The sequence below is a fragment of the Hymenobacter oligotrophus genome (genome assembly GCF_003574965.1).
In the GTDB taxonomy this organism is placed as follows: domain Bacteria; phylum Bacteroidota; class Bacteroidia; order Cytophagales; family Hymenobacteraceae; genus Solirubrum; species Solirubrum oligotrophum.
The window spans coordinates 3,901,495-3,927,159 of the sequence record NZ_CP032317.1 but is presented as its reverse complement, the minus strand read 5'-3'; the positions used below and the strand labels follow the sequence as shown (position 1 = coordinate 3,927,159).

The 25,665-nt window shown below is 61.4% G+C and carries 24 protein-coding genes; 10 read left to right on the top strand and 14 right to left on the bottom strand.

Annotated features, from left to right (window positions below; genetic code table 11):
- Nucleotides 1-59: 59 nt before the first annotated feature.
- The 3 genes from D3Y59_RS16960 to D3Y59_RS16950 form a co-directional block, all read right to left on the bottom strand.
- Nucleotides 60-1,826 carry a hypothetical protein gene (locus D3Y59_RS16960; RefSeq protein ID WP_119446120.1) on the bottom strand — a complete coding sequence of 589 codons (1,767 nt, stop codon included), beginning with the start codon at nt 1,824-1,826 and terminating at the stop codon, nt 60-62.
- Nucleotides 1,827-2,024: 198 nt separating this feature from the next.
- Nucleotides 2,025-2,525, bottom strand: coding sequence for a gliding motility lipoprotein GldH (locus tag D3Y59_RS16955; RefSeq protein WP_119446531.1), 501 nt, complete (start codon nt 2,523-2,525; stop codon nt 2,025-2,027).
- 11 nt (nt 2,526-2,536) lie between these two features.
- Nucleotides 2,537-3,997 carry a PSP1 domain-containing protein gene (locus D3Y59_RS16950; RefSeq protein WP_119446119.1) on the bottom strand — a complete coding sequence of 487 codons (1,461 nt, stop codon included), beginning with the start codon at nt 3,995-3,997 and terminating at the stop codon, nt 2,537-2,539.
- Between the two features lie 581 nt (nt 3,998-4,578).
- Here D3Y59_RS16950 and D3Y59_RS16945 point away from each other — a divergent pair.
- From D3Y59_RS16945 to D3Y59_RS16935, 3 genes are all read left to right on the top strand, one after another.
- Entirely contained in the window at nt 4,579-5,385 is an 807-nt protein-coding gene (locus D3Y59_RS16945; protein ID WP_119446118.1) for a M57 family metalloprotease, read from the top strand.
- Nucleotides 5,386-5,639: 254 nt separating this feature from the next.
- On the top strand, nt 5,640-6,434 hold the full coding sequence (locus D3Y59_RS16940; RefSeq protein WP_119446117.1) for a M57 family metalloprotease: 795 nt from the start codon (nt 5,640-5,642) through the stop codon (nt 6,432-6,434).
- A gap of 198 nt (nt 6,435-6,632) precedes the next feature.
- Nucleotides 6,633-7,430 carry a M57 family metalloprotease gene (locus tag D3Y59_RS16935; RefSeq protein ID WP_119446116.1) on the top strand — a complete coding sequence of 266 codons (798 nt, stop codon included), beginning with the start codon at nt 6,633-6,635 and terminating at the stop codon, nt 7,428-7,430.
- Between the two features lie 82 nt (nt 7,431-7,512).
- On the opposite strand, the gene D3Y59_RS16930 is transcribed toward D3Y59_RS16935, so the two are convergent.
- The 5 genes from D3Y59_RS16930 to D3Y59_RS16910 all read right to left on the bottom strand — a co-directional run bounded on the left by D3Y59_RS16930 (nt 7,513) and on the right by D3Y59_RS16910 (nt 14,163).
- Nucleotides 7,513-10,185 carry a S8 family serine peptidase gene (locus D3Y59_RS16930; protein WP_119446115.1) on the bottom strand — a complete coding sequence of 891 codons (2,673 nt, stop codon included), beginning with the start codon at nt 10,183-10,185 and terminating at the stop codon, nt 7,513-7,515.
- Nucleotides 10,186-10,425: 240 nt separating this feature from the next.
- Nucleotides 10,426-11,586, bottom strand: a complete 1,161-nt coding sequence (locus D3Y59_RS16925) for a zinc-dependent alcohol dehydrogenase (RefSeq protein WP_119446114.1) — start codon at nt 11,584-11,586, stop codon at nt 10,426-10,428.
- 243 nt (nt 11,587-11,829) lie between these two features.
- A complete protein-coding gene (locus D3Y59_RS16920; protein ID WP_119446113.1) occupies nt 11,830-12,729 on the bottom strand; it encodes an SDR family oxidoreductase in 900 nt (299 codons plus the stop codon).
- 101 nt (nt 12,730-12,830) lie between these two features.
- Nucleotides 12,831-13,508, bottom strand: coding sequence for a peptidylprolyl isomerase (locus tag D3Y59_RS16915; protein WP_119446112.1), 678 nt, complete (start codon nt 13,506-13,508; stop codon nt 12,831-12,833).
- A gap of 37 nt (nt 13,509-13,545) precedes the next feature.
- On the bottom strand, nt 13,546-14,163 hold the full coding sequence (locus tag D3Y59_RS16910; RefSeq protein ID WP_119446111.1) for a GNAT family N-acetyltransferase: 618 nt from the start codon (nt 14,161-14,163) through the stop codon (nt 13,546-13,548).
- Nucleotides 14,164-14,241: 78 nt separating this feature from the next.
- Between D3Y59_RS16910 and D3Y59_RS16905 the strand changes: the two genes are divergently transcribed.
- Nucleotides 14,242-14,859 carry a DUF2238 domain-containing protein gene (locus D3Y59_RS16905; protein ID WP_119446530.1) on the top strand — a complete coding sequence of 206 codons (618 nt, stop codon included), beginning with the start codon at nt 14,242-14,244 and terminating at the stop codon, nt 14,857-14,859.
- 17 nt (nt 14,860-14,876) lie between these two features.
- Here the strand turns inward: D3Y59_RS16905 and hemC are convergent, their stop codons facing one another.
- From hemC to D3Y59_RS16880, 5 genes are all read right to left on the bottom strand, one after another.
- Nucleotides 14,877-15,833, bottom strand: a complete 957-nt coding sequence (hemC, locus tag D3Y59_RS16900; RefSeq protein WP_119446110.1) for a hydroxymethylbilane synthase — start codon at nt 15,831-15,833, stop codon at nt 14,877-14,879.
- A 108-nt stretch (nt 15,834-15,941) separates the two neighbouring features.
- Nucleotides 15,942-17,087 carry a DNA polymerase III subunit gene (locus tag D3Y59_RS16895; protein WP_119446109.1) on the bottom strand — a complete coding sequence of 382 codons (1,146 nt, stop codon included), beginning with the start codon at nt 17,085-17,087 and terminating at the stop codon, nt 15,942-15,944.
- 8 nt (nt 17,088-17,095) lie between these two features.
- Entirely contained in the window at nt 17,096-17,386 is a 291-nt protein-coding gene (locus D3Y59_RS16890) for a hypothetical protein (protein ID WP_119446108.1), read from the bottom strand.
- 32 nt (nt 17,387-17,418) lie between these two features.
- Entirely contained in the window at nt 17,419-18,666 is a 1,248-nt protein-coding gene (locus D3Y59_RS16885) for a GlmU family protein (protein WP_119446107.1), read from the bottom strand.
- A 155-nt stretch (nt 18,667-18,821) separates the two neighbouring features.
- Complete coding sequence (locus D3Y59_RS16880; protein ID WP_119446106.1) at nt 18,822-19,070, bottom strand: type B 50S ribosomal protein L31; 249 nt, start codon at nt 19,068-19,070, stop codon at nt 18,822-18,824.
- 205 nt (nt 19,071-19,275) lie between these two features.
- Here D3Y59_RS16880 and D3Y59_RS16875 point away from each other — a divergent pair, with 205 nt between their 5' ends.
- The 3 genes from D3Y59_RS16875 to D3Y59_RS16865 all read left to right on the top strand — a co-directional run bounded on the left by D3Y59_RS16875 (nt 19,276) and on the right by D3Y59_RS16865 (nt 21,067).
- The gene (locus D3Y59_RS16875) at nt 19,276-19,593 is read left to right on the top strand and encodes a hypothetical protein (RefSeq protein ID WP_119446105.1); all 318 of its coding nucleotides are present in this window, start codon (nt 19,276-19,278) and stop codon (nt 19,591-19,593) included.
- A 139-nt stretch (nt 19,594-19,732) separates the two neighbouring features.
- A complete protein-coding gene (locus D3Y59_RS16870; protein WP_119446104.1) occupies nt 19,733-20,323 on the top strand; it encodes a non-canonical purine NTP diphosphatase in 591 nt (196 codons plus the stop codon).
- Nucleotides 20,324-20,434: 111 nt separating this feature from the next.
- Nucleotides 20,435-21,067 (top strand): uridine kinase family protein, encoded by a 633-nt coding sequence (locus tag D3Y59_RS16865; protein ID WP_119446103.1) that lies wholly within the window; start codon nt 20,435-20,437, stop codon nt 21,065-21,067.
- Between the two features lie 76 nt (nt 21,068-21,143).
- Here D3Y59_RS16865 and D3Y59_RS16860 read toward each other — a convergent pair whose 3' ends face one another.
- On the bottom strand, nt 21,144-22,700 hold the full coding sequence (locus tag D3Y59_RS16860) for a BatD family protein (protein ID WP_205590849.1): 1,557 nt from the start codon (nt 22,698-22,700) through the stop codon (nt 21,144-21,146).
- A 297-nt stretch (nt 22,701-22,997) separates the two neighbouring features.
- On the opposite strand from D3Y59_RS16860, the gene D3Y59_RS16855 reads away from it, so the two are divergent.
- The 3 genes from D3Y59_RS16855 (at nt 22,998) to D3Y59_RS16845 (ending at nt 25,642) form a co-directional block, all read left to right on the top strand.
- Complete coding sequence (locus tag D3Y59_RS16855) at nt 22,998-23,705, top strand: ferritin-like domain-containing protein (protein ID WP_119446101.1); 708 nt, start codon at nt 22,998-23,000, stop codon at nt 23,703-23,705.
- A gap of 32 nt (nt 23,706-23,737) precedes the next feature.
- Nucleotides 23,738-24,571 (top strand): ferritin-like domain-containing protein, encoded by an 834-nt coding sequence (locus D3Y59_RS16850; RefSeq protein WP_119446100.1) that lies wholly within the window; start codon nt 23,738-23,740, stop codon nt 24,569-24,571.
- Nucleotides 24,572-24,877: 306 nt separating this feature from the next.
- Nucleotides 24,878-25,642: a ferritin-like domain-containing protein gene (locus D3Y59_RS16845; protein ID WP_119446099.1), complete on the top strand. Its 765-nt coding sequence runs from the start codon at nt 24,878-24,880 to the stop codon at nt 25,640-25,642.
- Nucleotides 25,643-25,665: the final 23 nt, after the last annotated feature.

Below are 25,665 nucleotides of genomic sequence, written 5' to 3'. Positions count from 1 at the left end.
CAGAAAAAAGGCCCCCGGCAGCTGCCGGGGGCCTTTTTGTTTATTTAGCTTGTGCTGACCTAGTAACGGTCGTCGTTGTCGCGGCCACGGTTGCGGCCGGGTGCCGAGCCGTAGTCCGAGTCGTCGTTGTCCTGGTTGCGGTAGTTGCCGCGGTTCTGCTGGCCGTAGTTGCGGTTGCGGTCGTTGCCTTCGAAGTTATCAGCCCCGCGCGACGACGAGCCCATTTGCGAGCTGCTGCCCGATTGGTACTGGTCGTTGTAAGAGCCCCCGCGCGAGCCGAAGCCCTGGCCCGAGTTGCCCATGTAGCCGCCGCGGCCTTCGTTGTAGCCGCTGCGCGAGCCGTAGTTCTCTTGCTGCGAGCCGTACGACGAGCCCGAACGGCCCGAGCCGTAACGGTCGTCGTTGTAGCCGCCGCCGTAGCCAGCGCCCATGCTGCCGCCGCCCATGTTGCTGCGGCCGTAGTCGCCTTGGCCACTGCCCGAGCCCCCGCGGCCGTAGCCTTGGTTGTCGTAGCCACCACGCGAGGAGAAACGGTCCTGATCTTCGCGCTGGTTGCGGCTGCCGTACTGGCCGTAGTCATCCTGGCCGCGGCCGCTCATGCCGCCTTGGTTGCCGTAGCCGCCTTGCATGCCGCCACCGCCCATGGAGGAGCGCCCGTAGTCGTTGCTGTAGCCTTGGCCACGGCCGTAGCGCGAGCCGTTGTCGTTGGAGCTGCGGTAGTCATCCTGCTGGCCGTAGCCACCCTGCATACCCCCGCCGTAGCCGCTACCGCTGCCGTAGTTGCGGCCGCTGTAGTCGCCGCCCTGCGAGCCGTAGTTGCCTTGCATGCCGCCGCCCATGTTGCTGCCACCCTGTTGGCCGTAGCCGTACGAGTCGCGCTGACCATACTGGCTATCCATGTGGCCTTGGCGCTGCTGGCCAAAGTTGCTGCCGCCTTGCTGGCCGTAACCGCCCTGCATGCCCGAGCCACCTTGGTTGCTCATGCCACCGCCGTAATTGCTCTGCTGGCCGTAGTTGCCGCTGTAGCCACCTTGGCCGCCGTAGTTGCTGCCGCCGTAGCCACCGCCGCCCTGAAACTCGTCGCGGCCGCCGTACTGGCCGTACGAGTTGCCCTGGCCGCCGCGGTTGTAGCCATCTTGGCCGTATTCGCCGCCGCGCGAGCGGGTGTCAAAGTCGCGGTTTTGGTTGCCGTAGCTACCTTGCGTGCTGCCCATGCCGTGCGAGCCGTACTCGCCGCGGCCGGCTCCGCTGTACATATTTTCGTCACGGTCGCGGTCGTTGTGGCTGCTCTCCATCGAGTTGCCAAAGTTGCCGCCGTAGTTGCTGCCGCCCATGCTGGTATTGCTACCCTGCTGGCCCGACGATTGATTCTGGTCTTGGTTTTTGCTTTTGCCCGACGACGAACCTCCCTTGCTCGAAGAAGCCTTGGTGGTGCTGCCCGATTTTTTGGCCGAAGCAGACGAGGAAGTAGAACCCGAGGCCGATTTGCTGCCCGATTTGTTCGACGACGACCCGCCCGATTTGCCCGCGTTGCCGCCGCCGGTGCTGCCACCTAGGCCGCCTTGGCCCATGCTGGTAGAAGCCGAGGCCAGGTCTTGGCTAGAAGTAGTCGAGCCTGACGAGCGGCCGCTGTTGTCGTTGCTGCCGCTGGTCAGGCCCGAAGTAGAGGAGGAGCCCATTTGGTTGCCGGTGCTGCCTTGCATGCTGCCCATGCTGCCCGAGCCCATGTTGGCCGAGCCGGTGCCGGAGGTGCTGCCCTGAGCGCTCTGCGAAGCGCCGGAATTCTGGTTCTTCGCGTCGTTCTGGTTTTTGGTGTTATCAGCCATAGTGCGGTGTAATTGGTTGGGTGAGAACTGGTAAGCAAAGTGGTAAGTCTATACGCCCGCCTTTGCTGGGTTGTTGTGCAAGCGTGCACTTTTGTACCCCAAAAGCAGCGCCGTTGCGCACCGTTTCTTTCCAATTCGACACCAAAAAAGCCGCCCCGGTGTGGGGCGGCTTTTTCCTTCATTGCCAAGCACCTAGGGCTACTTTTCGGCGTCGCCGGCAGGGGCCTTTTCGACGCGCACGCCCACAGCCATGATGCCCGGCAGCACATCTTGCCGCATGTATTGCTCCAGCACCAAGCGGTAGGTGCCGGGGCGGGCAAAGCGCTGCCGCGGCAAAGCCAGAAACTGGTGGTCGAAGATGTCGCCGGTGCCGTTGCCGTGGGGTTCCCCGGTTTTGGGGTCCATCAAAATCATCTGGTGCAACAGCGGCTTGCCCACCGGCCCGTTGGGTCCCGTCAGCGTGTGCTTCACGTACAGGTTGTAGTAACCGTACATGGAGGCATTGCGGACGTTGAAGTACACGTTGTAACGCTGCGTCGTGTCCTGAATTTCGAACTGAAACGCGGGCTTTTGCTGCACCGACCACGCGTAATCGGGCAGGTCCTCGTTAGTTTCGTACACGCGGTTACCGTCGCAGGCGGCCGTGGCCAGCAGCAACAAGGCACCTAGGGCGCCACGCAGCAAAGGTTGAAAGGGCATGCGGCGCATAGTTAAGAGGCAGCAGGTGGGTTGTTGGAAGCTGCGGCAGCGTCGCCGGAGCCACCGTGGCGGCGCCCGCCGCGGCGCGAGCGGCCGTTACGGCCCGAGCGGCCTTCGCCGCTGCCGCTACCCGAATCGGGGTTTGGTGCGCCCCCCGGCGTAGCTTCGCCTCCGGTGGGTGGCGCCTGCCGGAAACGCGGATCGAAGCGCGGCGCAGGCCGTTCGGCCCGTGGGGCATCGGTGCTCATGCTGCGGCCGCGGCGGCCCGAGCGGCCGTGGCGCCCGCCGGGGCTGGCCTCGCCCTCAACCGGCGCCGACAACGTGTTGCCTGGCTCGCCCGAGCCAGGGCCCGGCTTGGGCTCGTTGCGGGGGCGCAGGGCATCTTTGGGCACCGTCAGCGAGGGTTTGGGCTGCACCACCGAGGCCGGCGTGGCTTTGTCCCTGTCCTTTTTCTTTTTGCGCTTGTTCCGCTTCCCCGACTTCATCTTGTCGTCGAGGCGGTCGAGCGAGCCTTCCACGTGTTCCTGCACGCTCAGCACCGGAGCGGGCTCCACTACGGGCGGCTGCAGGGTTTCGGGTTTTTCGCCGGCTTTGTTCAGGAGCTGAATTTCCTTCACGCGGTCGGTCGAGAGCATCACCCAGTTGTTGTCGCCGCGGAAGGCAAACCACATGCGCTTCTTGAAGATATCCGTCTTCTGCAGGAAAGCGTCGCCCTGCTGCGTTTGCAAGGGCTTCGATACCTGCGGAATATCGCGCAACGCGTCGAGGTAAGTATCGAGCTCGTAGTTGAGGCAGCACTTCAGGCGCCCGCACTGGCCCGAAAGCTTGGCCGGGTTCAGGCTCAGGTTTTGGTAGCGCGCGGCCGTGGTGCTCACGCTCTTGAACTCGGTAAGCCAGGTAGAGCAGCACAGCTCGCGCCCGCACGAGCCAATGCCACCTAGGCGGCCGGCTTCGTGGCGCAACGAAATCTGGCGCATCTCCACCCGTACCCGAAACTCCTCGGCCAGGCGCTTAATCAGGTCGCGAAAATCGACGCGGTCTTCGGCTGAGTAGTAAAAGGTGGCGCGCGTGCGGTCGGCCTGGTACTCCACGTCGGAGAGCTTCATTTTCAGGCGCAGCTCCTCCACCACCGAGCGGGCCTTAAACATGGTGCCCAGCTCGAGGTTGCAGGCCGCCTCGTAGCGCTCCACGTCTTGCTCGGTGGCCACGCGCAAAATGTTGCGCAGGTCCTTGTTATCGGGCTCTACTTTCTTCTTCCGCATTTGTAGGCGCACCAGCTCGCCTTTCAGCGACACGTAGCCTAGGTGCCAGCCGTTGCCACCGGCCTCCACTACCACAGCATCACCGGTTACCAGAGGCAATCGGCTAGCGTTGCGGAAAAACTCTTTGCGTCCGCCCTTAAAGCGGATTTCAACTATATCAAACTCTTTAAAATCGACGGGCAGGTCTAGGTCCTGCAACCAGTCGAACACGTTGAGGCGCGTGCACCCGCCGGTTTTGCAGCCCCCTTTCGAGCCACAACCAGCCGTAGCGCATCCGCCGCCTCCGCTGGAACATGAAGTGCAAGCCACAGGAAAGTATCTATGATCAAGCAGAACCCAGCAGTAGGGCCTGCAGAAAAATTGAGGGTTTCAAACAAAGATAAGGATTTCGGAGGGTGCCCCCGGTTGCCGACCCAACGGCTAACACCTAGACCCTGTTCCGCATCCTTACGGCCGAGCGGCAGCTGGCCAAGCCTTGCTTGGGCAGCAAGGAACAAAAAATTGAAATGTTAGGGGACTCCTCTGCACAATGCTTACCGAAAACCAAGCTCGTCAATTTAATGTAGCTACACGGATTCATATTCGGAACGTTATAAAAACAGCACAACATACCTGCACCGAAAAATCAATAATTTACCGCCTCTGGTGCGACAATAGCTAAGGAACGAGCGGGTGTGCGCCCACGCATACTGTTGCTATGTGCAAAAAGTTTCGTGAATATTTTTTTGATTTTGTCAAAAATTACCCTCACCTTTTGAGCATCGTTCAACAAAACCCAACCAAACCACTTTATGAAGTTTAACAAAGTACTTTCGACCGTAGCCGTATGCGCCTTCTCGGCAGTGGCCCTGTCTAGCTGCTCTAAGGAGGAAAATGTTCAAGTTAAAGACCAAGTATCTGACGAGGTAGTTACCAAACTCCACGACTTGGGTTTTAACACGGACAACGTTCAGAAACTTGACGACGGCTATCTGGTAGAAGGCGACATCTTCATGTCGAATGCTTCTTTGTCGGATGCTGAGGTAGCCAACCGCCTGCGCGTAGGTTCCGAAGAGCAGTACCGCACCACCAACCTCGTGAGCGTTGGCTCGGGCCGCACCATCAACGTAGCCGTATCGAGCACGCTGCCCTCGGCTTACGTTACGGCCACCGACGAAGCTATCCGCCGCTTTAACGCGGAGAACCTCCTCATCCGCTTCCGTCGCGTATCATCGGGCTACAACATTCTGCTCACCAAAGCGCCCAGCGGCTCTACTTACCTGGCTTCGGCTGGCTTCCCCTCGGGCGGCAACCCCTACAACAGCGTACGGGTAAACTCCGACGCCATGGGCACGGCTAATGCCAGCACGTACATCGCTACGGTTCTGGCGCACGAAATCGGCCACTGCATCGGTTTCCGCCACACCGACTACATGAACCGCGCTTACAGCTGCGGTGGTGCTTACACCAACGAAGGTGCCAGCACGGTTGGCGCTATCCACATCCCCGGCACGCCCACTTCGGCCGACCCGAACTCGTGGATGCTGGCCTGCATCGGCTCGGGCGGCAACCGTCCGTTCAATTCGAACGACCGCACGGCTCTTAACTACCTGTACTAGTAGTACAAGGCTAAGCCATAGCCACCGTTCAGCAAGCCCGGTTCCGGAAGGAGCCGGGCTTGTTTGTTTTGCGCGTATAGTGCAAAATCAGTATTCATCTTCCCCAAACGGATTCATTAACCATTTTAACAGAAAACGCGGGCGTACGCATTAAATTTTTTAAGGTTTCAGACGATTTGCGTTGCACATCACGTTTTTTCCTCACAAATTGTAAACCACATTACCCTCCACCTAAAACAACAAAACTTTTTAAAATGAAAAAGTTTCTTACCCCGCTTGTTGTAGCTGCTGTTGCCCTCGGCTCGTTTTCCAGCTGCTCGAAGGATGAAGTAAAAGTGAAAGACCAGGTTTCGGAAGAAACCCTTGCTCAGATAAAAGCCATGGGCTTTACGGCCGCTGGCGCTCAGAAAGTAGAAGGTGGTTACCTGGTAGAAGGCGACATTCTGCTAACCGAAGCCGAACTGCAAAACCCCGCCGCACCGCAACTGCTGCGCACGGGCAACGCCGAGCAGTACCGCACCACCAACCTCGTAAACGTTGGCTCGGGCCGCACCATCACTGTGAGCATTTCGAGCCAGCTGCCGGCCTCGTATGTAGCCGGTCTCGACGAAGCCATTGCGCGCTACAACGCGCAAAACCTGCTGATCCGCTTCCAGCGCGTTTCGGGCACGGCCGACATTGCTCTGGTACGCGGCAACGGCTCTTACCTGGCGTCGGCAGGCTTCCCCACCGCAGCCGGCGACCCGCACAACAGCGTTAAGGTGAACTCGACGGCCATCGGCAAAACCCCGAACACCAACTACCTGGCCACGATTCTGGCGCACGAAATCGGCCACTGCATCGGTTTCCGCCACACCGACTACATGGACCGCTCCTACAGCTGCGGCGGCTCGTACACCAACGAAGGTGCCAGCACCGTTGGCGCCATCAACATTCCCGGCACGCCCACTACGGCCGACCCCGGCTCGTTCATGCTCGCTTGCATCGGCTCGGGCCAGAACCGTTACTTCAACAACAACGACATCACGGCCCTCAACTACCTGTACTAAGGGTAGCTCCTCCTAAGCAACAAGCCCGGCTCTGCACAGAGCCGGGCTTGTTGCTTTTAGGGCTTTGCCCAAGCTGCTAGGGGCCGCCCACATACGTAAGCCAGGCGGCGCAAGTTTCTGCTAAAACCCCTTGATTATTAAGTTCTTTCTGTTCAGCTTATCGGCGCATTCAAATCAAACCTACCAAACCAAAACCCTATGAAAATGACGAAGTGGTTTACTCCCGTTGCCGCAGTAGCTGTTGCCTTGAGCACATTGGCCAGCTGCTCGAAAGATGAAGTGAAAGTGCAGGATCAGGTTTCGGAAGAAACCCTGGGTCAGATTCGGGCCATGGGCCTGACGGCCACCGGCGCCCAAAAGGTGGACGGCGGCTACCTGGTTGAAGGCGACATTTTCCTGACCGACGCCGACCTGCAGCACCCCACCGCACCGCAACTGTTGCGCGTAGGTAACGCCGAGCAGTACCGCACCACCAACCTCGTGAAAGGCCTGCCGCGCACCATTACGGTGAGCATTTCGAGCCAATTGCCCAGCACTTACGTGGCCGGGCTCGACGAGGCCATTCGGCGCTACAACGCCGAAAACCTTACGCTGAAATTTGCGCGGGTATCGGGCGGGGCCGATATAGCCATCGTGCGCGGTACGGGCTCGTACCTGGCGTCGGCGGGCTTCCCCACCTCGGCCGGCGACCCGCACAACAGCGTTAAGGTAAACTCGCGCGCCATTGGCAACAACCCCGCCGTTGGGTACCTGGCCACAATTTTGGCACACGAAATTGGCCACTGCATCGGTTTCCGCCACACCGACTACATGGACCGCTCCTACAGCTGCGGCGGCTCGACGGCAAACGAAGGCGCCAGTACGGTGGGTGCTATCCACATCCCCGGCACGCCCACCACGGCCGACCCCGGCTCGTTCATGCTCGCCTGCATCGGCTCGGGCCAGAACCGCAACTTCAACAACAACGACAAAACCGCTCTTAACTACCTGTACTAAACTGGCACAACGGTGCCCTAGGTGCTAAAAAGCCGCCCGGCCTGCATGCAGGCCGGGCGGCTTTTTTGTGGGCGCTACGGCACTAGCGCAATACTACCAGGCGCCGCACCACGGTAGCCCCGCCCGCGGGGGTAATGCGCACTATGTATGTACCGGCCCGCAGGTTGCTGGTGTCGAACTGGCCTACCGATGCCTCGGGGGCCTCGCCTTCGCGCACGAGGCGCCCTAGGTGGTCGATCAGTTGCCAGCGCATGGCAAGCCCGTTGGCCTCGATAAAGGTGGCTGCGGTGCCCGCCACCACGGGGTTGGGAAACAGCAGCACGTCGCCGGGCCGGGCGTAGTAAATGTTCTCTACCTGCGAGTAAACGGTTTGGCCCGCGAGGGTTTCGAGGCGGGCCCGGTAACGGTACAGGCCCGGCTCGGGCAGCTGATCGCGCAACTCGATGGTGGGTTGTGCCCCCGGCGTAACGGTTTGCACGGTTTGGAAGCCACCGGGGGTTTCGCGCTCCAGGTGCACGGCGCGCAGCCGGAAGGTGCTGCCCAGCACCAAATCAAACGTTATCTGGTCGGTAACCAGTTGGCGGGGCAAAAACGAGCGTACGTAGCACCGGTTGTTGGCCCCGGCGAGGCTAACGGTACGGGCGCGCACCCCGGCGCTGCCATCGGCCAGCACGGGCACCACGCTGTAGTACTGCATAGCCGCCGCTTCGCCGCCTACATTCAGCAGCAAGGCCGTATCGGCCGTGGTAGCCAGCGGCTCCAGGGCATTAACCCCCAGCCGCAACACCTGGTAGCGCGTGGCCCCGGGCACGGGCTCCCAAGTCAGCAACGACTCCTGAGTGCACACGTAGCCCACTTCTACTAAGGGCGCCTGGCTGATGGCGAAAGTGGCCGTGGGATAGGCGGTGTTGCCAACCTCCAGCCGCAGCTGTCCTGCGGCGGCATCGGCGGGGGCCGTCCAGGCGTACAGGCCCAACCCTAGGTCCACGTTCGTGTCGATGATTGTCCAGGTGCTGGCGCCGGCCGCGCGGTAGCTGAGCGTGCCGGTGGCGGCGGGCCCTTGCCATTGCCAGCGCAGGCGTTGCAGCTGGCCCGCACGCAGGGCAGTACCGCCTACGGGGTTGGTCCAGGTAAGGCCTTCGTTTTCGAATTCGTAGGCTATGGCAAAATTCTGCTCGGGCCCGGCGGCTACGGCGGCACCCTGCACTTGTATTTGGTAAGTGCCGGCTGCGGGGGCAGCCACGGTTATTTGCTCCACGTTGTTCAGCCTATCTACGCCGCGGCGGGCCGGCAGCTTCAGCGAATCGCGGTGCGGGTAGGCGCTCAGCACCCACGGCCGCACGCGCACACCGCTGGCGCTTACCAACTCCATATCCAAGTCGTTGACGAGGGCTTTGCTGGCGTTGGCGGCGGCTTCGGGGTCGGCCCACGCCAGCGTAAGCTTTAGTTGCCGCACGCCGGCGGGCACCGCCAGGGCAAATGTGCCGGTGGCTCCGTTTGCCACACGCCCTTGCACAAAGCGCCGATCGAGCATGGTTTGCACGGCACCTAGGGCGTCGGCCTGGCCAAAGCCAGCTTCAAAATCAGGGCCGGGGCGGCCCACATCGTCGGCGCTGTTGAGCAGCACGGCTTTGGCAAGGGCCGCGGGCGGCAGCTGGCCGTTGTGCTCGTCGCGGTAGGCTTGTTGCACCAAGGCAGCAATGCCCGAAACCACCGCGGCGGCGTCGGAGGTGCCGCCCTCGCCCAGGGCCACCATTTCGGGTTTGAGGCGGCCGTCGTGCGCGGGGCCGCGCGAGCTAGGGGCCGCCACACGGCCAAGCACATCGGTAGCGCCCACGCACAGCGTGTTTTTGGAGGTTTTGAACTGGCCGGTAATGTTGGCCACGCCAGCCAAGCCCGCGTAAGTGCCCGAGCCAGGTGTGCGGTTGCCCACGTTGCCCGACGAAAACACGTGCAGCAAGGCGGGCAGCTGCCGCGTTTGCTGATCGTAGGCCCGGGCCTCCAGGCCGTAGTAGTTTTCGATGGCCGCCACGCCGTAAGAGTGGTTTTGCACCGAAACCTTGTTGGCCGACAGCTGGGCAGCATCGTCGGGCATCAGCTGGGCGTAGTTGGAGGCAGCCAATTGCACCCGCGAGGCCGCGCCGCGCCCCGTGGGCGCGGAGTTGCTGGCTCCGCCAATAAGCGTGGCCATTACGGTGGCGTGGTCGGAGGGCGAGGAGCCAAACAGCGTGCTGGTAACTACCCGGCCCTTAAAATCGATATCGGCGCCGTTAAAGGAATCCTCTTTGATGGAAACCGTGAGGCCCTGGCCCGTGAGGTTGGGGTAGAGCTGGTGCACCGGCCAAATGCGGTTGACTCCTAGGTCCACCCCGTCGATTTCTTTCTCGGGTTTGGCTTCGCGGTCGGCCACATCCACAAACGTTACCCAGGGGCACTCGGCCAATTTGCTTAGCTGCCCCGGCGCATGCACCGTAAACACGCGCGCATCGGCTGGGTAGGGCCGCAATTGGGCGCCGCGCAAGTGCTGCTGGGCCCACTGCCGAAAACCGGCGGCATCGTGCACTTGCACGCGGTAGGTAGCCCGGCGCGCGGGCTGCGCGCCCTCGGCTTGCAGCGCCGGCGCCAACCGGCTGGCCGGAGTGGCGCGGGTGGGTTGTGCCGCGGCTTCGGTGGCGAGCAAACCGCCCAAAGCGGCCAGCACACTGGCTACAATCCGCCGCGTTTTCCAAGCGCCTCGCCCGTATTGTTGCTTCATATGAAATAAACCAAACAAGTAGTGCCCGTTGCCCGGGCGCAGCCGCCCTGCCGGTGCCAAACAAGCAGTGAGCCCTAGGTTGCGGAGGGCAACCCAAGCAGCGGCACCACCGCCCAACTGAAAGATAAGCAATCAGCTCGACCATGCCCAGCTCGGCGGCCTTGGCTTGCGCGCAACAGCAACCAGGGCCCGCTGCGCCGCGGGCCCTGGTTGCTTGTTACCTAACTTGTTGTCAGCCACCTAGGGCTTTAGCACCACCTTCGTGCAGTCGTCTTTTTTGTTGCGGAAGATGTCGTAGCCGTGGGCCGCTTCGCTCAAGGGCAAGCGGTGCGAAATCACGTCGTCGAGGCGCACGCGGCCTTCTACCACGTATTGCAGCAGCTTATCGATGTGCTTGTGCGCGGGGGCCTGGCCGCCCACCAGCTTAATGCCTTTGTCGAAGAACTGCCCCACGGGGAAGTTGTCGTAATAAGCCGGGTACACGCCCAGCACCGACACGATGCCGCCGCGGCGCACAGCGCTCATGCAGGCCTCCAGCACCTTGGGCGAACCTTTCTCGAAGTTGACCACAGCTTTCACGCGGTCCAGCAAGTCCCGCATCGGCTCAAACCCTACCGCCTCCACGCACACGTCGGCACCGCGGCCGCCGCTCATGGCGCGTATTTCTTCAATCACCTGTTTGCGGTCTTCCCACCGGATGGTTTCGCAGTTGGCCGTGGCCTTGGCCTTGTCGAGGCGGTATTGCAGCGGGTCGATGATAACCACGCGAGCGGCCCCGCGCAGCCACGCCGATTTGGCGGCCATAATCCCGACCGGCCCGGCTCCGAAAATGGCCACGATTTCGCCGCCCTGCACCTCGCCCCAATCAATGCCGGAGTAGCCCGTCGGGAAGATGTCGGTCAGGAACAGCACCTGCTCGTCGGTCAGCGAATCGGGCACGATGCGCGGGCCGTGGTCGGCGTAGGGCACGCGTACGTACTCGGCCTGGCCGCCGTCGTAGCCGCCGTAGAGGTCGGTGTAGCCGAACAGCGCGCCGCCTTTTTCGGTAAGCACGCCGCCCTCCGGGCCGTAGTGCTCGGGGTTGGAGTTTTCGCAGTGGCCGGGCAGGTGGTGGTTGCAGAAAAAGCAGTGGCCGCAGGCAATCGGGAAGGGCACCACTACCCTATCGCCGCGCTTGAGGTTGGTTACGCCGCGGCCCACCTCCTCCACAATGCCCATAAACTCGTGCCCGAGCACCATGGGGCGCGGCTGCGGAATGCCGCCGTTGTAAATGTGCAGGTCGGAGCCGCAGATGGCAGTACTCGTCACGCGGATAATGGCGTCGCGGTCTTCCTTAATTTCGGGGTCGGGCACGTTGTCGACGCGCACGTCCTTCATGCCATGATACACCAGTGCTTTCATTGGGGCGTGGTTTTGGTTGTGGTTGGTGAATGCGGGGGCGGACTAGCAATGGCTAACGCTCGGCGGCCCTAGGTGGTTGTGGCTCAAGCACAACGGGGCCCCGAGCAGGTGTGCTCGGGGCCCCGTTGTGAGGTCTAGCGCGGGCCTAAGCCCGCAACGTTCGGATGGTAGATCGGCTATGCCTTGGGCTACGCGCTCCGAGCCGCTCTGGCAAACGCGGACCAAACCTCGCGCGGCAGCCTGCTATGCTTGGGCCGCTACAATATCGATGCCCTCGGTGAAGCTATGCGGGCGGTAACCCAGCTCCTTTTCGGCTTTCTCGATGATGAAGCCCGTGCGCGGCGGGCGTTTGGCGGGCTGCGTAAAGGTGCTGCCATCGGCCTCGATGATAAGCGACTTATCGAGGCTGAAGTGGTCGGCCACGCGCAGGGCAATGTCGTAGGGCGTAAGCAGCTCGCGGCCCGAAATGTTGTAGGTGCCTAGGGCGCTTTGCTTGGCAATCAGCCAGCAGCCTTGGGCCAGGTCTTCGGCCAGGGTGGGCGTACGCCACTGGTCGTTTACCACTTTTATCTGCTTGCCTTCGCGCAGCGAGTTGCGCACCCACAGCACAATGTTGGTGCGGCCGCCGCCGTGCAGCACGCCGTACACCAGCACGGTGCGGGCAATAGCCCAGCGCAGTCCGGCGGTGTTTTGCACCGCCTGCTCGGCGGCCAGCTTGCTCTCGCCGTAGTAGCTAATGGGGTTGGGCGTGGCGTCTTCGGTAAGCGGGCCGTGCGAGCCGTCGAAGATAAAATCGGTGCTGAGGTGCGTGAGGTGCACATCGTGCGCGGCGCAGGTGCGGGCCAGGTTTTCGGTGGCCGTTACGTTTTGCAGCCAGCAGGCTTCGCGGTTTAGCTCGCACTCGTCCACGTTCGTCATGGCGGCGGTGTGGATTACGTGCGTGGGCTTCAGTTCGCCAATCACCTGCTCTACCTGCTCGGCGTTGGTTACATCGAGGGCGGCAAAGGGCACGTTGGGAAACACTTCGCCCAGGCGGTTCGAGCCGCGCGAGGTGGCAATCAGCTCCACGCCGGGCTCTTGGTGCAGCAGCCCGATCAGTTTTTGGCCCAACAAGCCGTTGGCTCCGGTAATGAGAAGACGCATTTCGGTTGAATTCTGAATGGTGAATTCTGAATGCTGAATTCAGAATTGACGGCACGGGTCGCCTGCCGCGCAATTCTGAATTCAGCATTCAAAATTCAGAATTAATACTGGTAGCCGTACAGCTCGGTAATTTTCTTCTTTTTGAGCTTGTCCACCTCCACGGTCATTTTCACGTCTTGGTCGGGGCGGTCCATTTCGTTGCGGGGCGCCTGGGCAATCTTGTCCACCACTTCCTGCCCCTGAATTACCTGCCCGAACACGGTGTAAGCGCCATCGAGGTGAGGCGTGCCGTTGGGGTTTTGCACAATGTAAAATTGGGCGTGGCTGCTGGGTGTGCCGGCCGGCCCGCCGCCGCGGGCCGCTGCTACGGCGCCGCGTTTGTGGCGCAGCTCGGGCCGAATTTCGGCCGGAATGCGCGGATCGTTGGGCTGGCCCATGCCGTCGTTGGTGGGGTCGTTGTCCTTGGAATTTGGGTCGCCGCCCTGCACCATAAAGCCCGGAATAACGCGATGGAAAGTGGTGCCGTTGTAGAGCTTGCCTTCGGCGCGCTTCAGAAAGTTTGCCTTGTGCAGCGGCGTCTGCTCGAACAGCACCAGCCGAATATCACCTAGGGCGGCGCCGTTTTGGGTTACATGCAGCGTTACCACTTCGTCCTTTTTGCGGGGTTTGGCGGCTTTTTGCTTGGTTTTGGTTTCCGGTTTCTGAGCGTGCACAGCTGGGGCAGCGCCCAACAGCAGCAGGGCCGCCACAGCAACGGTTACGCGGAGGAAGCTTTTCATAGCGTTGAAAATGGAGCAACGAAATCTGACAGCGAAGCTAAGCGGTTTCGGCCGAGCGCGCGTGCCATTCGCTGCGCAGTAAGTCGTAGTAGTCAATGTCCTGAACGGTGTCGTCGTCGCCGCAGCGGAACTCGCGGCGCAACACGCCGCTGCGCCGGAAACCCAGGCTGAGCAGCAATCGGCTGCTACGTACGTTTTCGGGCAGCACGCGGGCAAACACTTTTTCTAACCCGACGGCTTCGAACACAGCCTGCAACACTATGGGCAGGGCTTCGTGCATCAACCCTTGGCCTTGGTGGGTAGCGGCCAGCCAGTACCCCAGCTCGGCCTTGGGCACGTCGAAGGGCGTCCAGTGCATATCGCGCAGGCTGATGTAGCCTACGCATTGGTGGCTGCTGCTGGCGGCATCGGGCACCCACAACCCGTACTGAAAAGCCGTGCGCAGGTGCCAGTCGGTTTCGCGCAGGGTAATGTGTACGGCGGCCGTTGCTTCGTCCTGAATGGCCCCTGCCGTGCGCGGAAAGTTGCGCAGCAACCTAGGGCGCTCGGCGGCTACCAGCTCGGCCAGGGCGGGTGCATCGGCAATGGTAAACGGGCGTAGCAGCAAGCGCGCGGTGCGCAGCAGTGCGGGCGGGTACGGACCGGATGCGGGCATAGCGTGCGGCAAAATTTGGAGGCTTTAAACGACATCGGCGGCTGTTTCGCGTACACCGCGCCAACGCCAATGCCGCTTATGCCTGACCTAACTGCTACTGCCCTACGCCCGATGTGGTTTCCGAAATTGCTGCTTGCGGCTTATCTGCTGCTGTTTGCAGTACTGGCAATCAACCCGCACGAGCGCGGCACGTGGGTGGCCGAAAACCTGCCCATTGTGCTAATTGTAACGGCGCTGGTAGTGCTTTACCTACGCGGGGTGCGCTTCTCCAATACAGCCTATGCGCTCATGAGCGCGCTGATTTTTCTGCACACTGTGGGCGGCCATTACACGTTTGAGCGGGTGCCGTTCGATTGGTTCAACAACTTGTTTGGCTTCAAGCGCAACATGTACGACCGGGTGGCGCACTTCTCCGTCGGCTTTTACGCCTACCCCATCATCGAGCTTACCGACCGCCGCAACCTCATCCGCAGCCGCTTTATTTCCTACCTGTTTCCGCTGTGCGTTATCGGCTTTGTGGCCATGGCCTACGAGGTAATCGAGTGGCTATACGCCGACCTCAGCGACCCGGCCGCCGGGGCCGCGTTCTTGGGCAGCCAAGGCGACATTTGGGATGCCCAAAAGGACATGCTAGCCGACACCAGCGGCGCCGTGACGGCGCTGGTGCTGTATGCGTTGCTAAGCCGGAAGAAGTAGCGCGGACTTTGGCTACGCTAAAACGTTGTCGATTCCGACTCGCGGTGCTGGCGGATTTCGCTGAGAATGTCTTTGCCGCCGCGGCTCAACACGTTCTCGGCTACGGCCACACCTAGGGCGGCGGCGGCGTCGGGGTCGGTGGTGCTTTGGATTTCCTCCACAAACTGCTGACCGTCGAGGCTAATGAGGCCGCCGTGCAGCTGCAGGGTGCCTTCGTCGGTGAAGGTGGCCAGCGCGAACGACGGGATGCTGCAGCCGCCCTCCATGGTGCGCAGGTAAGCGCGTTCGGCGGCCAGGCAGGTGTGCGTGTCGGGGTCGTCGAGAAGCTGACGCAGGGCGGCTTTGCGGTCGGCATCGAGGCTTTTGGCGCACTCAATGGCCACCGAGCCCTGGCCGGCGGCCGGTATGAATTGCGTTTCGGGCAGTACCTGCACAATCAGGTTGTCGTACTGCATGCGGTGCACGCCGGCAAAGGCCAGCACCAAGGCGTCGTACTGGCCTTCTTCGAGCTTGCGCAGGCGGGTTTGCAGGTTGCCGCGGGCTTCGGCCGTAATGGCGTTGGGGTAATAACGCTTGAGCAAGGCGCGGCGGCGCGTGCTGCTGGTGCCCAGCACAATGTCGGGGCGGTCGAGCGAAAACGACGGATCGAAGCTGATGATGACGTCGTTCACCCGTTCGCGCGGCATAAAGGCCAGCAGCTCCAAATCGTCGGGGATGTGGCTTTGCACATCCTTGGCGCTGTGCACGGCAATGTCGATGTGCCCGGTGCGCAAGCTTTCTTCCAGCTCTTCGGTAAATACCCCTTTGGCGCCAATTTTATCCAACGAGCGGTCGAGCACCACGTCGCCTTTGGTCGTGATGATGACGATTTCGGTAGCGAGGCCAGCAGCGTTCAGGGTGTCGGCCACGTGGTTGGCTTGCCACAAGGCCAGCTTGCTGCCGCGCGTACCAATACGGATGGGGCGTTGCGTCATATGTGGTAGGGGCGCGGTGCACGCGCCCGTCGGTTAGCGGTTATCGATAGAAAATGCGGGCAAAGCGCGGCGTGTACGGCCCAACGAGTGGGCGCGTGCCATGCGCCCCTACCCCGCGGGCATGCGCAGCAGATCGGCCACCTGCAACGACGTATCCACGAACACAATGCGCGGGTGTGCGTTCCGTTCTACGTGAAAATGCGCATCGTTGAGCACCTGCGCCAAACCCTCGGCGTTGCGGCGGTGCACAAACGGGCTGAATTTGCCGACAAACGTTTGCTCCGAAGCCGGCAGGTGCGGCACCAGCGCCGGGTCGAGCCCGTAGAGCAGCACTTTGCGCACCAAACCTAGGGCGTATTGCAAAAACTCCTTCTGGTTTTCGCGCCCCATTTTCTGGAAGCCATCGGCGGCGGTTACCATGTCCTCCAGCTTGCCTTGGCTGGCCTTAAAGCAAGCCTGCATCCATTTCTGAAACGTGGTGAAATGGTCGTTGTCGGGCGAGTTGCGGGCGGCCAGGGCGGCCCTTAGGTTGCCTTCGCTCACCAGGGCCAACTGCCGCGCCTTCACCTCGGGCAAGTGGTAGTTTTGCACCAGATATTCCGTGATTTCGGGCTCCTGAAAACGGCGCACCGGCACCACTTGCACGCGGCTTACGATGGTAGGCAGCAGCTTATCGGGCTGCTGGCTCACGAGCAAAAACACGGTGGCGGGCGGTGGTTCCTCCAGCAGCTTCAGCACGGCGTTGGCGGCGGCCGGGTGCATCAGTTCGGGCAGCCAAATAACCACCACCTTAAACTGCGCCTCAAACGCCTTCAGCGACACCAGCTTGAGCAATTGCACGGCCTCGTCTTTGCTGATGCTGCCCTGCTTGTTGTCGGCCCCGATGTGCTGCATCCAGTCGTTCAGCCCTAGGTAGGTACCGCCGTCGGCCAGCACAAAGGCCCGCCACTCGGCCGCAAAGCGGTGGCTGAGCGCGTCTTTGCTGACGGCCTTGGTAGTAGTAACGGGCAGAATGAAGTTCAGGTCGGGGTGCACCAGCTTATCCACCTTGCGGCAGCTGGGGCATTGGCCGCACGAGTCGTCGGGCTGGCGGTTTTCGCAGTTCAGGAACGCTGCGTAGGCCAGCGCCAGCGCCAAAGCGCCCGTGCCCTCGGCTCCGCGAAACAGCTGCGCGTGCGCCACGTGCTGGCGCTGCACCGATTGGCGCAGTACCTGCTTTACCTCCGCAAGCCCCGGAATATCAGCGAAACGCATAGCAGTGGTTAAAAACCCGTTAGCAGCACCTTCTTCAGCAGCACGCGCACGCCCAGCACCACGGCCACAATAAGCACGGCGCCGGCAAAGCGCACCGGTTGCGGCCGCCCCGCTTTCAGCCACCGAAACAGCAGCCACAGCCCCAAGCCCGTTACCAGCAGCGAGGCCGCCCCCAGCCGCACCGAGGTAACGGTATCGAGCACGGCGCCGGTGCCCATAAACATGGTAGCGAACATGGCCACCGCGAAATCGGTGCCTTGCAGGCCCGAGGCGGGCTTTTCTTCGTCGGTCGGCTTCACGTGGTCAGCGGCTAGTAGGGCCCTAGGTGGTTTTACAGCTCGATGGTGGCGTTGTCGTCGGCAGCGGCCAGGTTGGTGGCGCGCTCCCACACGCGGTCCTTGGTGGTCAGCTCGAACACCTTCGTCATGATGGCTTTTTCCACCTCGTCGTAGGGCAGGCTGCGGCGGGCCATTACGCGCTCGGCCACCTCGGCCACCTTGTTCAGGCGGAAGGTTTCGAAGCCCGAGGCGCCGCCCCAGCTAAACGACGGAATAAACTGCCGCGGAAAGCCCGCCCCGAAGATGTTGGCCGCCACGCCCACCACCGTGCCGGTGTTGAACATGGTGTTGATGCCGCACTTGCTGTGGTCGCCCATCATCAGGCCGCAAAACTGTTGCCCCGTGTTCACGAAGCGGTTTTGGGCGTGGCTCCAAATTTTTACGGGGGCGTAGTTATTCTTCAGGTTCGAGGTGTTAGTGTCGGCGCCTAGGTTGCACCACTCCCCAATTACGGAGTTGCCCACGTAGCCGTCGTGGCCCTTGTTGCTGAAGCCCATAAAGATGGAGTTGCCCACCTCGCCACCCACTTTGCAATGAGGGCCCACGGTGTTATCGCCGCGCATTTTGGCCCCGGCGTTGATGTGCGCCCCCTCGCCTAGGGCCAGCGGCCCTTTGATGATGGCGCCCTCGTGTACCTGCGAATTTTTGCCTAGGTAGATGGGACCGTCTTCGGCGTTGAGGATAGCCGCCCGGATCTTCACGCCTTCTTCAATAAAGATGTTCTCGGGCGCGTACACAATGGTGTGCGCGTCGCCCACGGGCTGCGACTGGCGGCCTTGGGTAAGCAGGGCAAAGTCCTGGCGGATTTCGGCGCCGTTGCGCAAAAACAAGTGCCACGGGTGCTTAATTACCTCTACCGGCTCGGCCACGTTGTGCGTTTTGCCGAAGCCTTCCTGTATCAGCTCGGCTACCTGGCTGGCATCGGCCAGGTGCGCGGCTACCAGCAGCTCGTCGTCGTAAAGCGCCTCGCCGGGCTGCAGGGCCTGCACTTGCCGGGTCAGCAGCTCGTCGGGGCACACGGCACCGTTGATGACCAGGGCCGGACCCGCGGTGTTGCCGGCCGGGTACTTAGCCTGCAGGTAAGGCTCGGTGAGGTAGCCAACGGTTTCCTCACCGAGGCGGCGCTGCCACTTTTCGGCAATGGTAAGAATACCACAGCGCAGGGCGGCCACAGGCCGGGTGAAGGTGAACGGCAGCAGGTTAGGCCGGATGGCGGGGTCGTCGAAGAGCAGAACAGTCATGGCAGAAGCCGAAAACGGCCGGTAGCAAGTGAGCGGTGCGCCAAGGCGCAGAGGATTCTGGCTGCAAAGTTGGCAAACAAAAAACTCCCTCCGGACGAACCGGAAGGAGTTTCAGGCAAAAAGCTAGCGCATGGTGGCCAAAAGACCACGCAGGCTTACGACTTCTTCTGGTAGCGGTTGCGGAATTTCTCCACGCGGCCGGCGGTGTCGAGCAGTACGTTCTTACCGGTGTAGAAGGGGTGCGACTGGCTGCTAACTTCCACCTTGATAACGGGGTAAGTTTTGCCGTCTTCCATCGTAACGGTCTCGTTCGAGGTCATGGTCGAACGGGTGATGAATTTGAAGTCGCTCGTGGTGTCTTGAAACACTACCTCGCGGTACTCGGGGTGGATGTCCTTTTTCATGACGCTAATGCGGTTGTTTCCTTGTGGCCCTGCCGATTTTGCGGAAGGGACGGCAAAGTTACAACGTTGACACTTAAAAGAAAAGAGCTTAGCGGTTTTCCGGAAGCCACGTGTATATAACTCCCCCGAAATAGTCGGATCGGCTACTTTTGTGCAATCATACTACCGTTAGCATCCTGTTCGTTGCTTTACTTTGTGCCGACTTATGACGCGAAAATATCTTTTTAGCCTGCCGCTGTTGGCATTGATTATCACCGCAGCAGCCCTGCAGCCCATCGTTTCCTACTATCAGGCTAAGCCGCAAGCTCAACTCGTAATCGCTCAGCAAACCAACGGCTATTTGTTGCTGCCCAATGGCACGGCCCTGGCCCGCAGCAGCAAGTTCTCGGCCCAGCCGTTTGCGGCCCTCCACAACAACGTTTATGGTTTGGCTGCTCGCGCCAACGATGGCATATCAGCCCCAGTTGCCCGACCAAATGTGATTAGCCGCTCGTGGGGCAGCATCAAGCTCATGTTTTTGTAGGATGCTTGTTGCTGCTAAAGCTTAGAAAACCGGGCGCGTTCCGGTTTTTTTGTACTCGTTTACCAGCGAGCGGCAGATGCAGCCCAGGTGCTGTGCCTACCGTTGGCATTTTAATTCATCCGTCAGCCGCTACTTGCCCATGCGTCTTTGCTTTGCCTCCAACAACGCCCACAAGCTCGATGAAATCCGGCCGTTGCTGCCGGCCCACATCGAGTTGCTCAGCCTTGCCGACATTGGCTGCCAAGAGGAATTGCCCGAAACCCAGGACACGCTCGAGGGCAACGCCCTGCAAAAAGCCCGGTACGTGTGGGAGCACTACGGCGTGGCCTGCTTTGCCGACGACACCGGCCTGGAGGTAGCGGCCCTAGGTGGCGAACCGGGCGTGTACTCGGCCCGGTACGCCGGCCCGCAACGCTCCGCCGCCGACAACGTGCGCAAGCTGCTGCACGAGCTCGAGGGCAAGCCCAACCGCTCGGCCCGGTTTCGCACGGTGGTAGCCCTGGTGCTTTCCGATGCCGAGCAGCATACGTTTGAGGGCGCCGTTGAGGGACGCATTGCGGCCGTACCGCGTGGCGCCGGCGGCTTCGGCTACGACCCCGTGTTTGAGCCCGCCGATTACGCCTACACCTTCGCCGAAATGCCCCTCAGCGAGAAAAACAAACTGAGCCACCGGGCCCGGGCCGTTGCCAAACTAGTTGAGTTTTTGCAGCAGCAGGCGCCCTCGGCTTAGGGGTGCAAACGGGCTTTTGCCGGCCCGCCCCAACATTTTGACGCCGCGAACGGTGGCAACTCGCTATTTTTGCAAGGTTGGCCCTGCTGGTCGGGCCGCAGTAAGTACCCCATGCAACAACCTTTCATCGTTGGTATCACCGGCGGCAGCGCCTCCGGCAAAACCACCTTTCTGCGCCGCCTGCTCGCCTCGTTTTCGGACGACGAAATCTGCCTGATTTCGCAAGACAACTACTACCACCCCCGCGAGGTGCAGCAAGTCGATTCGCAGGGCGTTACCAATTTCGACCTTCCTTCCTCCATCGATTCGGCGGCTTATGCGGCCGACGTGCTGCGCATCAGCCAAGGCCTAGAGGTGCGCCGCAAGGAGTACACCTTCAACAACCCCAACGCCCCGGCTAAGGAGCTGGTGTTCAAGCCCGCACCCATTGTGGTAGTGGAGGGCATCTTCGTGTTTTACTTCGAGGAAGTGGCCAAGCTGCTCGATCTGAAGGTGTACATCGATGCGCGGGAGCACGTGAAGGTGCTGCGCCGCATTGTGCGCGACCGTGACGAGCGCGGCTACGACCTGGAGGACGTGCTGTACCGCTACACGCACCACGTGGCGCCCACTTACGAAAAGTACATCAAGCCTTTCAAGCACGACGCGGACATCATCATCCCCAACAACCGCCACTTCGACCGCGGCCTGGACGTGCTGGTGGCTTACCTGCGCTCCAAAGTAGGTGCTTCGCAGGTGTCGTAGGCACTCGGTATTGACATACAAAAAGGGCCGCCCGGCAGTGCCGGGCGGCCCTTTTTGTGCTCGGGCTTGCCGCTACCTAGGGCCTTTCGCGGGCCGTGAACCAGCCGAACGCGGCCACGGCCAACAGCACGGCCAGCACAAAATTGGCGTAGCGGCGCACCTGCCGGGGCGTATCGAGGGCTTGCAAGTTGCTACTAGCCTTGCCAAGCTGCTGTTGGTAAAATGCGTCGGTACGCACAAAGGCCGTTACCGCTTGCTGGGGCGCCACGGCCGGCCCGGTTACCTGCAGCGCCAGCTCTGAGCGCAAGGTTTGGTACTTACCTGTTGCGAAATCGAAGGTGGGCACGGCCAATAGGTTGCCTAGGTTAAGCGGGCCCGGTTGGCTGGGCACAAGGCGGTAGCGCATGATTTTGCGCCCGGTTACGCGGCCGTCGGCGCGGGTAACTTCCTGCCGGGTTTCGGGGCCGAACACCTCCACCCCGGCCGGTGCGCGGGCTACAGGTGGGGTAAGCGCCGTGAGGTTGCCCTCGCCCTCCACCACCAGCGTGTAGGTTATGGTTTGGCCGGTTTGGTACTTGGTGCGGTCGAGGCCCTCGCGTAAGGTATAGTGGCCCACGGCCACAAGGCCCAGGCCGGCCGGTGGCGCGGGCAAAGCTTTTACTTGCACCGTGCGCGGCCGCGATACATAGGTTTTGTAGCCTACCACGCGGCCATCGGTGCCGGGCAAGGGTCGCTTGGCCACGCGGTACTTAATCATTTGCAGCGCTACCGCCGGGAAGTTGAGCGGGCGGGTGCCTAGCGGATAGTAAACGGCCTCGTGCAGCTGGTAACGCAAAAAAGGCTTGCCGCCCACCCGCACCGAGTCGGGCCGAATGTTGGTTTCGTCGAAGGTTTCTTCCCAGGCGCCGGGTTGGCGAAGCTGGCGCAACAGGGCAGGCAGCTGCTCGGCAAAGCGGTGAAAATCGAGCAGGCCTTGATCGGTGGGTGCTAGGTACAGGTACAAGCCAACGTGCACCGGTTCGCCCACCCACGCGGCGGCTTTGTTGGGCTCAACGGCCAGAAAAGCCTGATCGGGTTGCTCTATCAACTCTTGCGGCTTGGGCTTACCTAGGAGCTGATCGAGCAGGCCGATGCCCTGCAGCGGCTGCTTGCCCGCGGGCGGTGCGCCGGCGGCTGGGCTTGGTGCGTTGGGCGCTGCCGCGCCGGGCGGCGCGGTGGCCGGTGCGGCGGGCTGCGCCACCACGTGCAACACCGCCCCGGCCGAGCGCAGCACTTGCCCGTTCACGGTGATGCTAAACGGCTTCAGTGTGAAGTCGCCCTCGGCAAAAGCGGCGTAGCGCTGGGTAAGCACCAGCTCCACGGTGCTGCGCCCTTGGCTGGTGCGGGTGGTGGTGGTGGAGGTTTTGCCGCTTTTTTTAAAGCCTTCGATATCGGGGAAAGCGGAGTACTTGCCAAGCGGGGCGCCGCTAAGCCGAATGGCAATAGTAAAGTACTCGTTGATGGGGAAGGTGGAGCGCCCCAACTCCACTGCCGCTTGCTGGCCCGCCGGCACGGCGCTGGCCGCCGGCGGTGGCGTGCCGGCGGGCGGCGCCGGCACCTGCGCCCGCGCCTCAGGCGCAACGGCACCCGCCAAAAGCCACCCCCAGAAAAAAATAATTCGTCGCCAAGGCATGTAGTCAAAACTACGCATAAAACGCGGTGGGTGCTCGGCAGCGGCCTTTTGCCTCGCGGCTGCACTGCACCCATGGGAGGATACCTAGGCCCAACTGTAAGAAAATAATACAACGCCGAAATCCAATCTATCCACTCTGGCGTAAGTCTCGGCAACTCCACCTGCTGCGTGGCAGGCGCAACCACCTAGGGCAAGCGGCCCGGCAGGCAATGCGGGAGTGCCGCATACTTATTCGTTCACCAACCATTTCACTTTCACATGGCCACCCAACAACACCACACCGGCCCCGAGGAGACAAGCGTGGGCAACCGGCTGGTTCAGCCCATCGACCGCCGCTTGTTTTTGCGCTACAGCGGGCTAACTGCCTGCGCCACTGGCCTGCTGCTCGCCGGCTGCGACGATGACGACGACGATGACATGGCGACTGACGCCGTGAAGCTCGGCTCGGGCGACATCGGCGTGCTCAACTACGCCTACGCCCTGGAGCAGCTCGAAGCCGCTTTCTACGCACAGGTGGTGGCTACGCCCTACAGCGGCATCACAACCGACGAGCGCACCATTATGCAAGCCATTGCCAAGCACGAGGCCGTGCACCGCGATTTTTTTAAAGCCGCGCTGGCCAACAATGCTATCAAAGGCCTTACGCCCGACTTCTCGAAAGTGAATTTCAACGACCGCACCAGCGTGCTGACTACGGCCCGTACGTTCGAGGACCTAGGCGTAGCCGCTTACAACGGCGCCGGCCCGCTGCTCCAGAGCACGGCTTTCCTAACGCTGGCCGGCAAAATCGTGTCGGTTGAGGCACGCCACGCGGCCATGATTCGCGACCTGATCAGCAACGGCTCTTTCGCCAACGATGTGGTGAATGCCCAAGGCCTCGACCAGGCTTTGCCGGTAGCCGACGTGCTGGCGGCCGCGCAGCCCTTCATCAAAGATAAAATCGACGGTAGCCAGGTCGGCCGCTAGTCCATTCCTCAACCCTGCTAGATTTTCCTGCAATGAACCTGTTCAAGATTCTTTCCGACCTGGAACAAGTTGACCCCGAGGTAATGGGCCGACTCAATTCCCGTCGCGATGCGTTTGCGTCGCTGGGCAACATAGCCAAGAAATTTGCCCTGGCCTCGGCCCCCATCGCCATCGGCTCGGTGTTCAACAAAGCACTGGCCCAATCGGGCAGCAGCGTGAACGACGTGCTGAACTACGCCCTGCTGCTGGAGCGCCTCGAAGAAGCGTTTTACGTGCAGGCCTTGGCTGCGCCTACCCTGGCTGCCAACCTCACCTCGGGCAGCGCCGCACGCAACGCCATCCAGAAAATCAAAGACAACGAAACCGCGCACGTACAGCTGCTGGCCTCGGCCTTGGGCAGCGCCGCAGCGCCGGCTCCGCGCGGCTTCGATTTCGGCAACGCCTTTGCTACCTACAACTCGTTCCTGACGTTTGCGCAAGCTTTTGAAGACCTAGGGGTACGCGCTTACAAAGGCCAGGCCGGCGCCCTGAAGGGTGCTCCGAACAACCTGCTGCAAACCGCGCTGCAAATTCACTCGGTTGAGGCCCGCCACGCGGCCCACATCCGGATGATGCGCCGCGCCGCAGCCGGCGGTGGCGTGCAGCAATTCGGCTGGATTACCAACAAAGCGGCCAACGGCGCGCCCGAGCCCATTTACGGCGGCGGCAACCCCGTGGCCGACCATCCCGCCGAAGACAACGTGTCGCAGGGCGGCGTAAACCTTACCTCGCTGGGCTACACCGCTGCCGAAGTAAGCGAAGCCTTCGACGAGCCGCTCGACCGCGGCACCGTAACCACGCTGGCTACGCCCTACGTGCGGGCTTAACGCACCCAACTCTTTTTGCCGCCAGGCCGGCCTTCGTGAGAAGGCCGGCCTGGCGTGTTTTTGGGCGGTTAGTACAGGGCACCAAGCGCAACAGCAAGGCCGTGAAGCACGGTAGCAACTACATTAAACTTATATAATATAATAAAAAAGCAAGCTCGACTACAACCTTGCGTGCCAAGGAAAGCGTAAAGGGTTGCAATTCCTCCCCCTTCCCGTTCGGTTTACTTCTTCCCCAAGTCCGGAATCCGACTTGGGTCAGATGCTTATTGCTCTTGCTTTTACCAACCAAAACCCTAACCCTTTTGTATGGCCACGACCAAACACTCTCCTGAGCAGGAGGAGGCAGCGCAGGGCAGCGCGCTCTTGCAACCCATTCAACGGCGCTCGTTTTTGCGTTATGCGGGCTTTTCGGCCTGCGCTACTGGCTTGCTGCTCGCCGGCTGCGGCGACGATGACGACGACGAAGTTGCCAATGCCATCGACGTGGGGTCGGGCGACAACGGGGTACTCAACTACGCCTATGCGCTGGAGCAGTTGGAGGCCGCTTTCTACGCTCAAATTAAAACCGGCACCTACTACACGGGCCTGAATGCCAGCAGCGCCGAGCGCATGATTCTCGACGACTTGGCCGTGCATGAAAAAGCCCACGCCGATTTCTTTAAAACTGCGCTGGGCAGTGCCGCTATCAAACAGCTCGAGCCCGATTTTTCCTCTATCAATTTCAACGACCGCAGCAGCGTGCTCAATGCCGCCAAAGCGTTCGAAGACCTAGGCGTTGCGGCGTACAACGGCGCCGGGCGTTTTATTCAAACGCCTGCTTACTTGGTGATTGCAGGCAAAATTGTATCGGTTGAGGCACGCCACGCGGCCCTAATTCGCGACCTGCTAGCATACAACTCGTTTGTCGACAACGATGTGGTGGACTTGTTCTCGCCTACCTCGGCCACCTCGGGCCCGGGTGTGGGCAACGGCACCGGCCTCGAGCGCTCCAAGCGCCCCGCCGAAGTGCTAACCACGGCCAACCAGTTTCTCAAGCAAGGCTCGAAACTGAGCGCCAACAGCTTGCGCTAGTCGCCTGCAGTATCACCCCATCA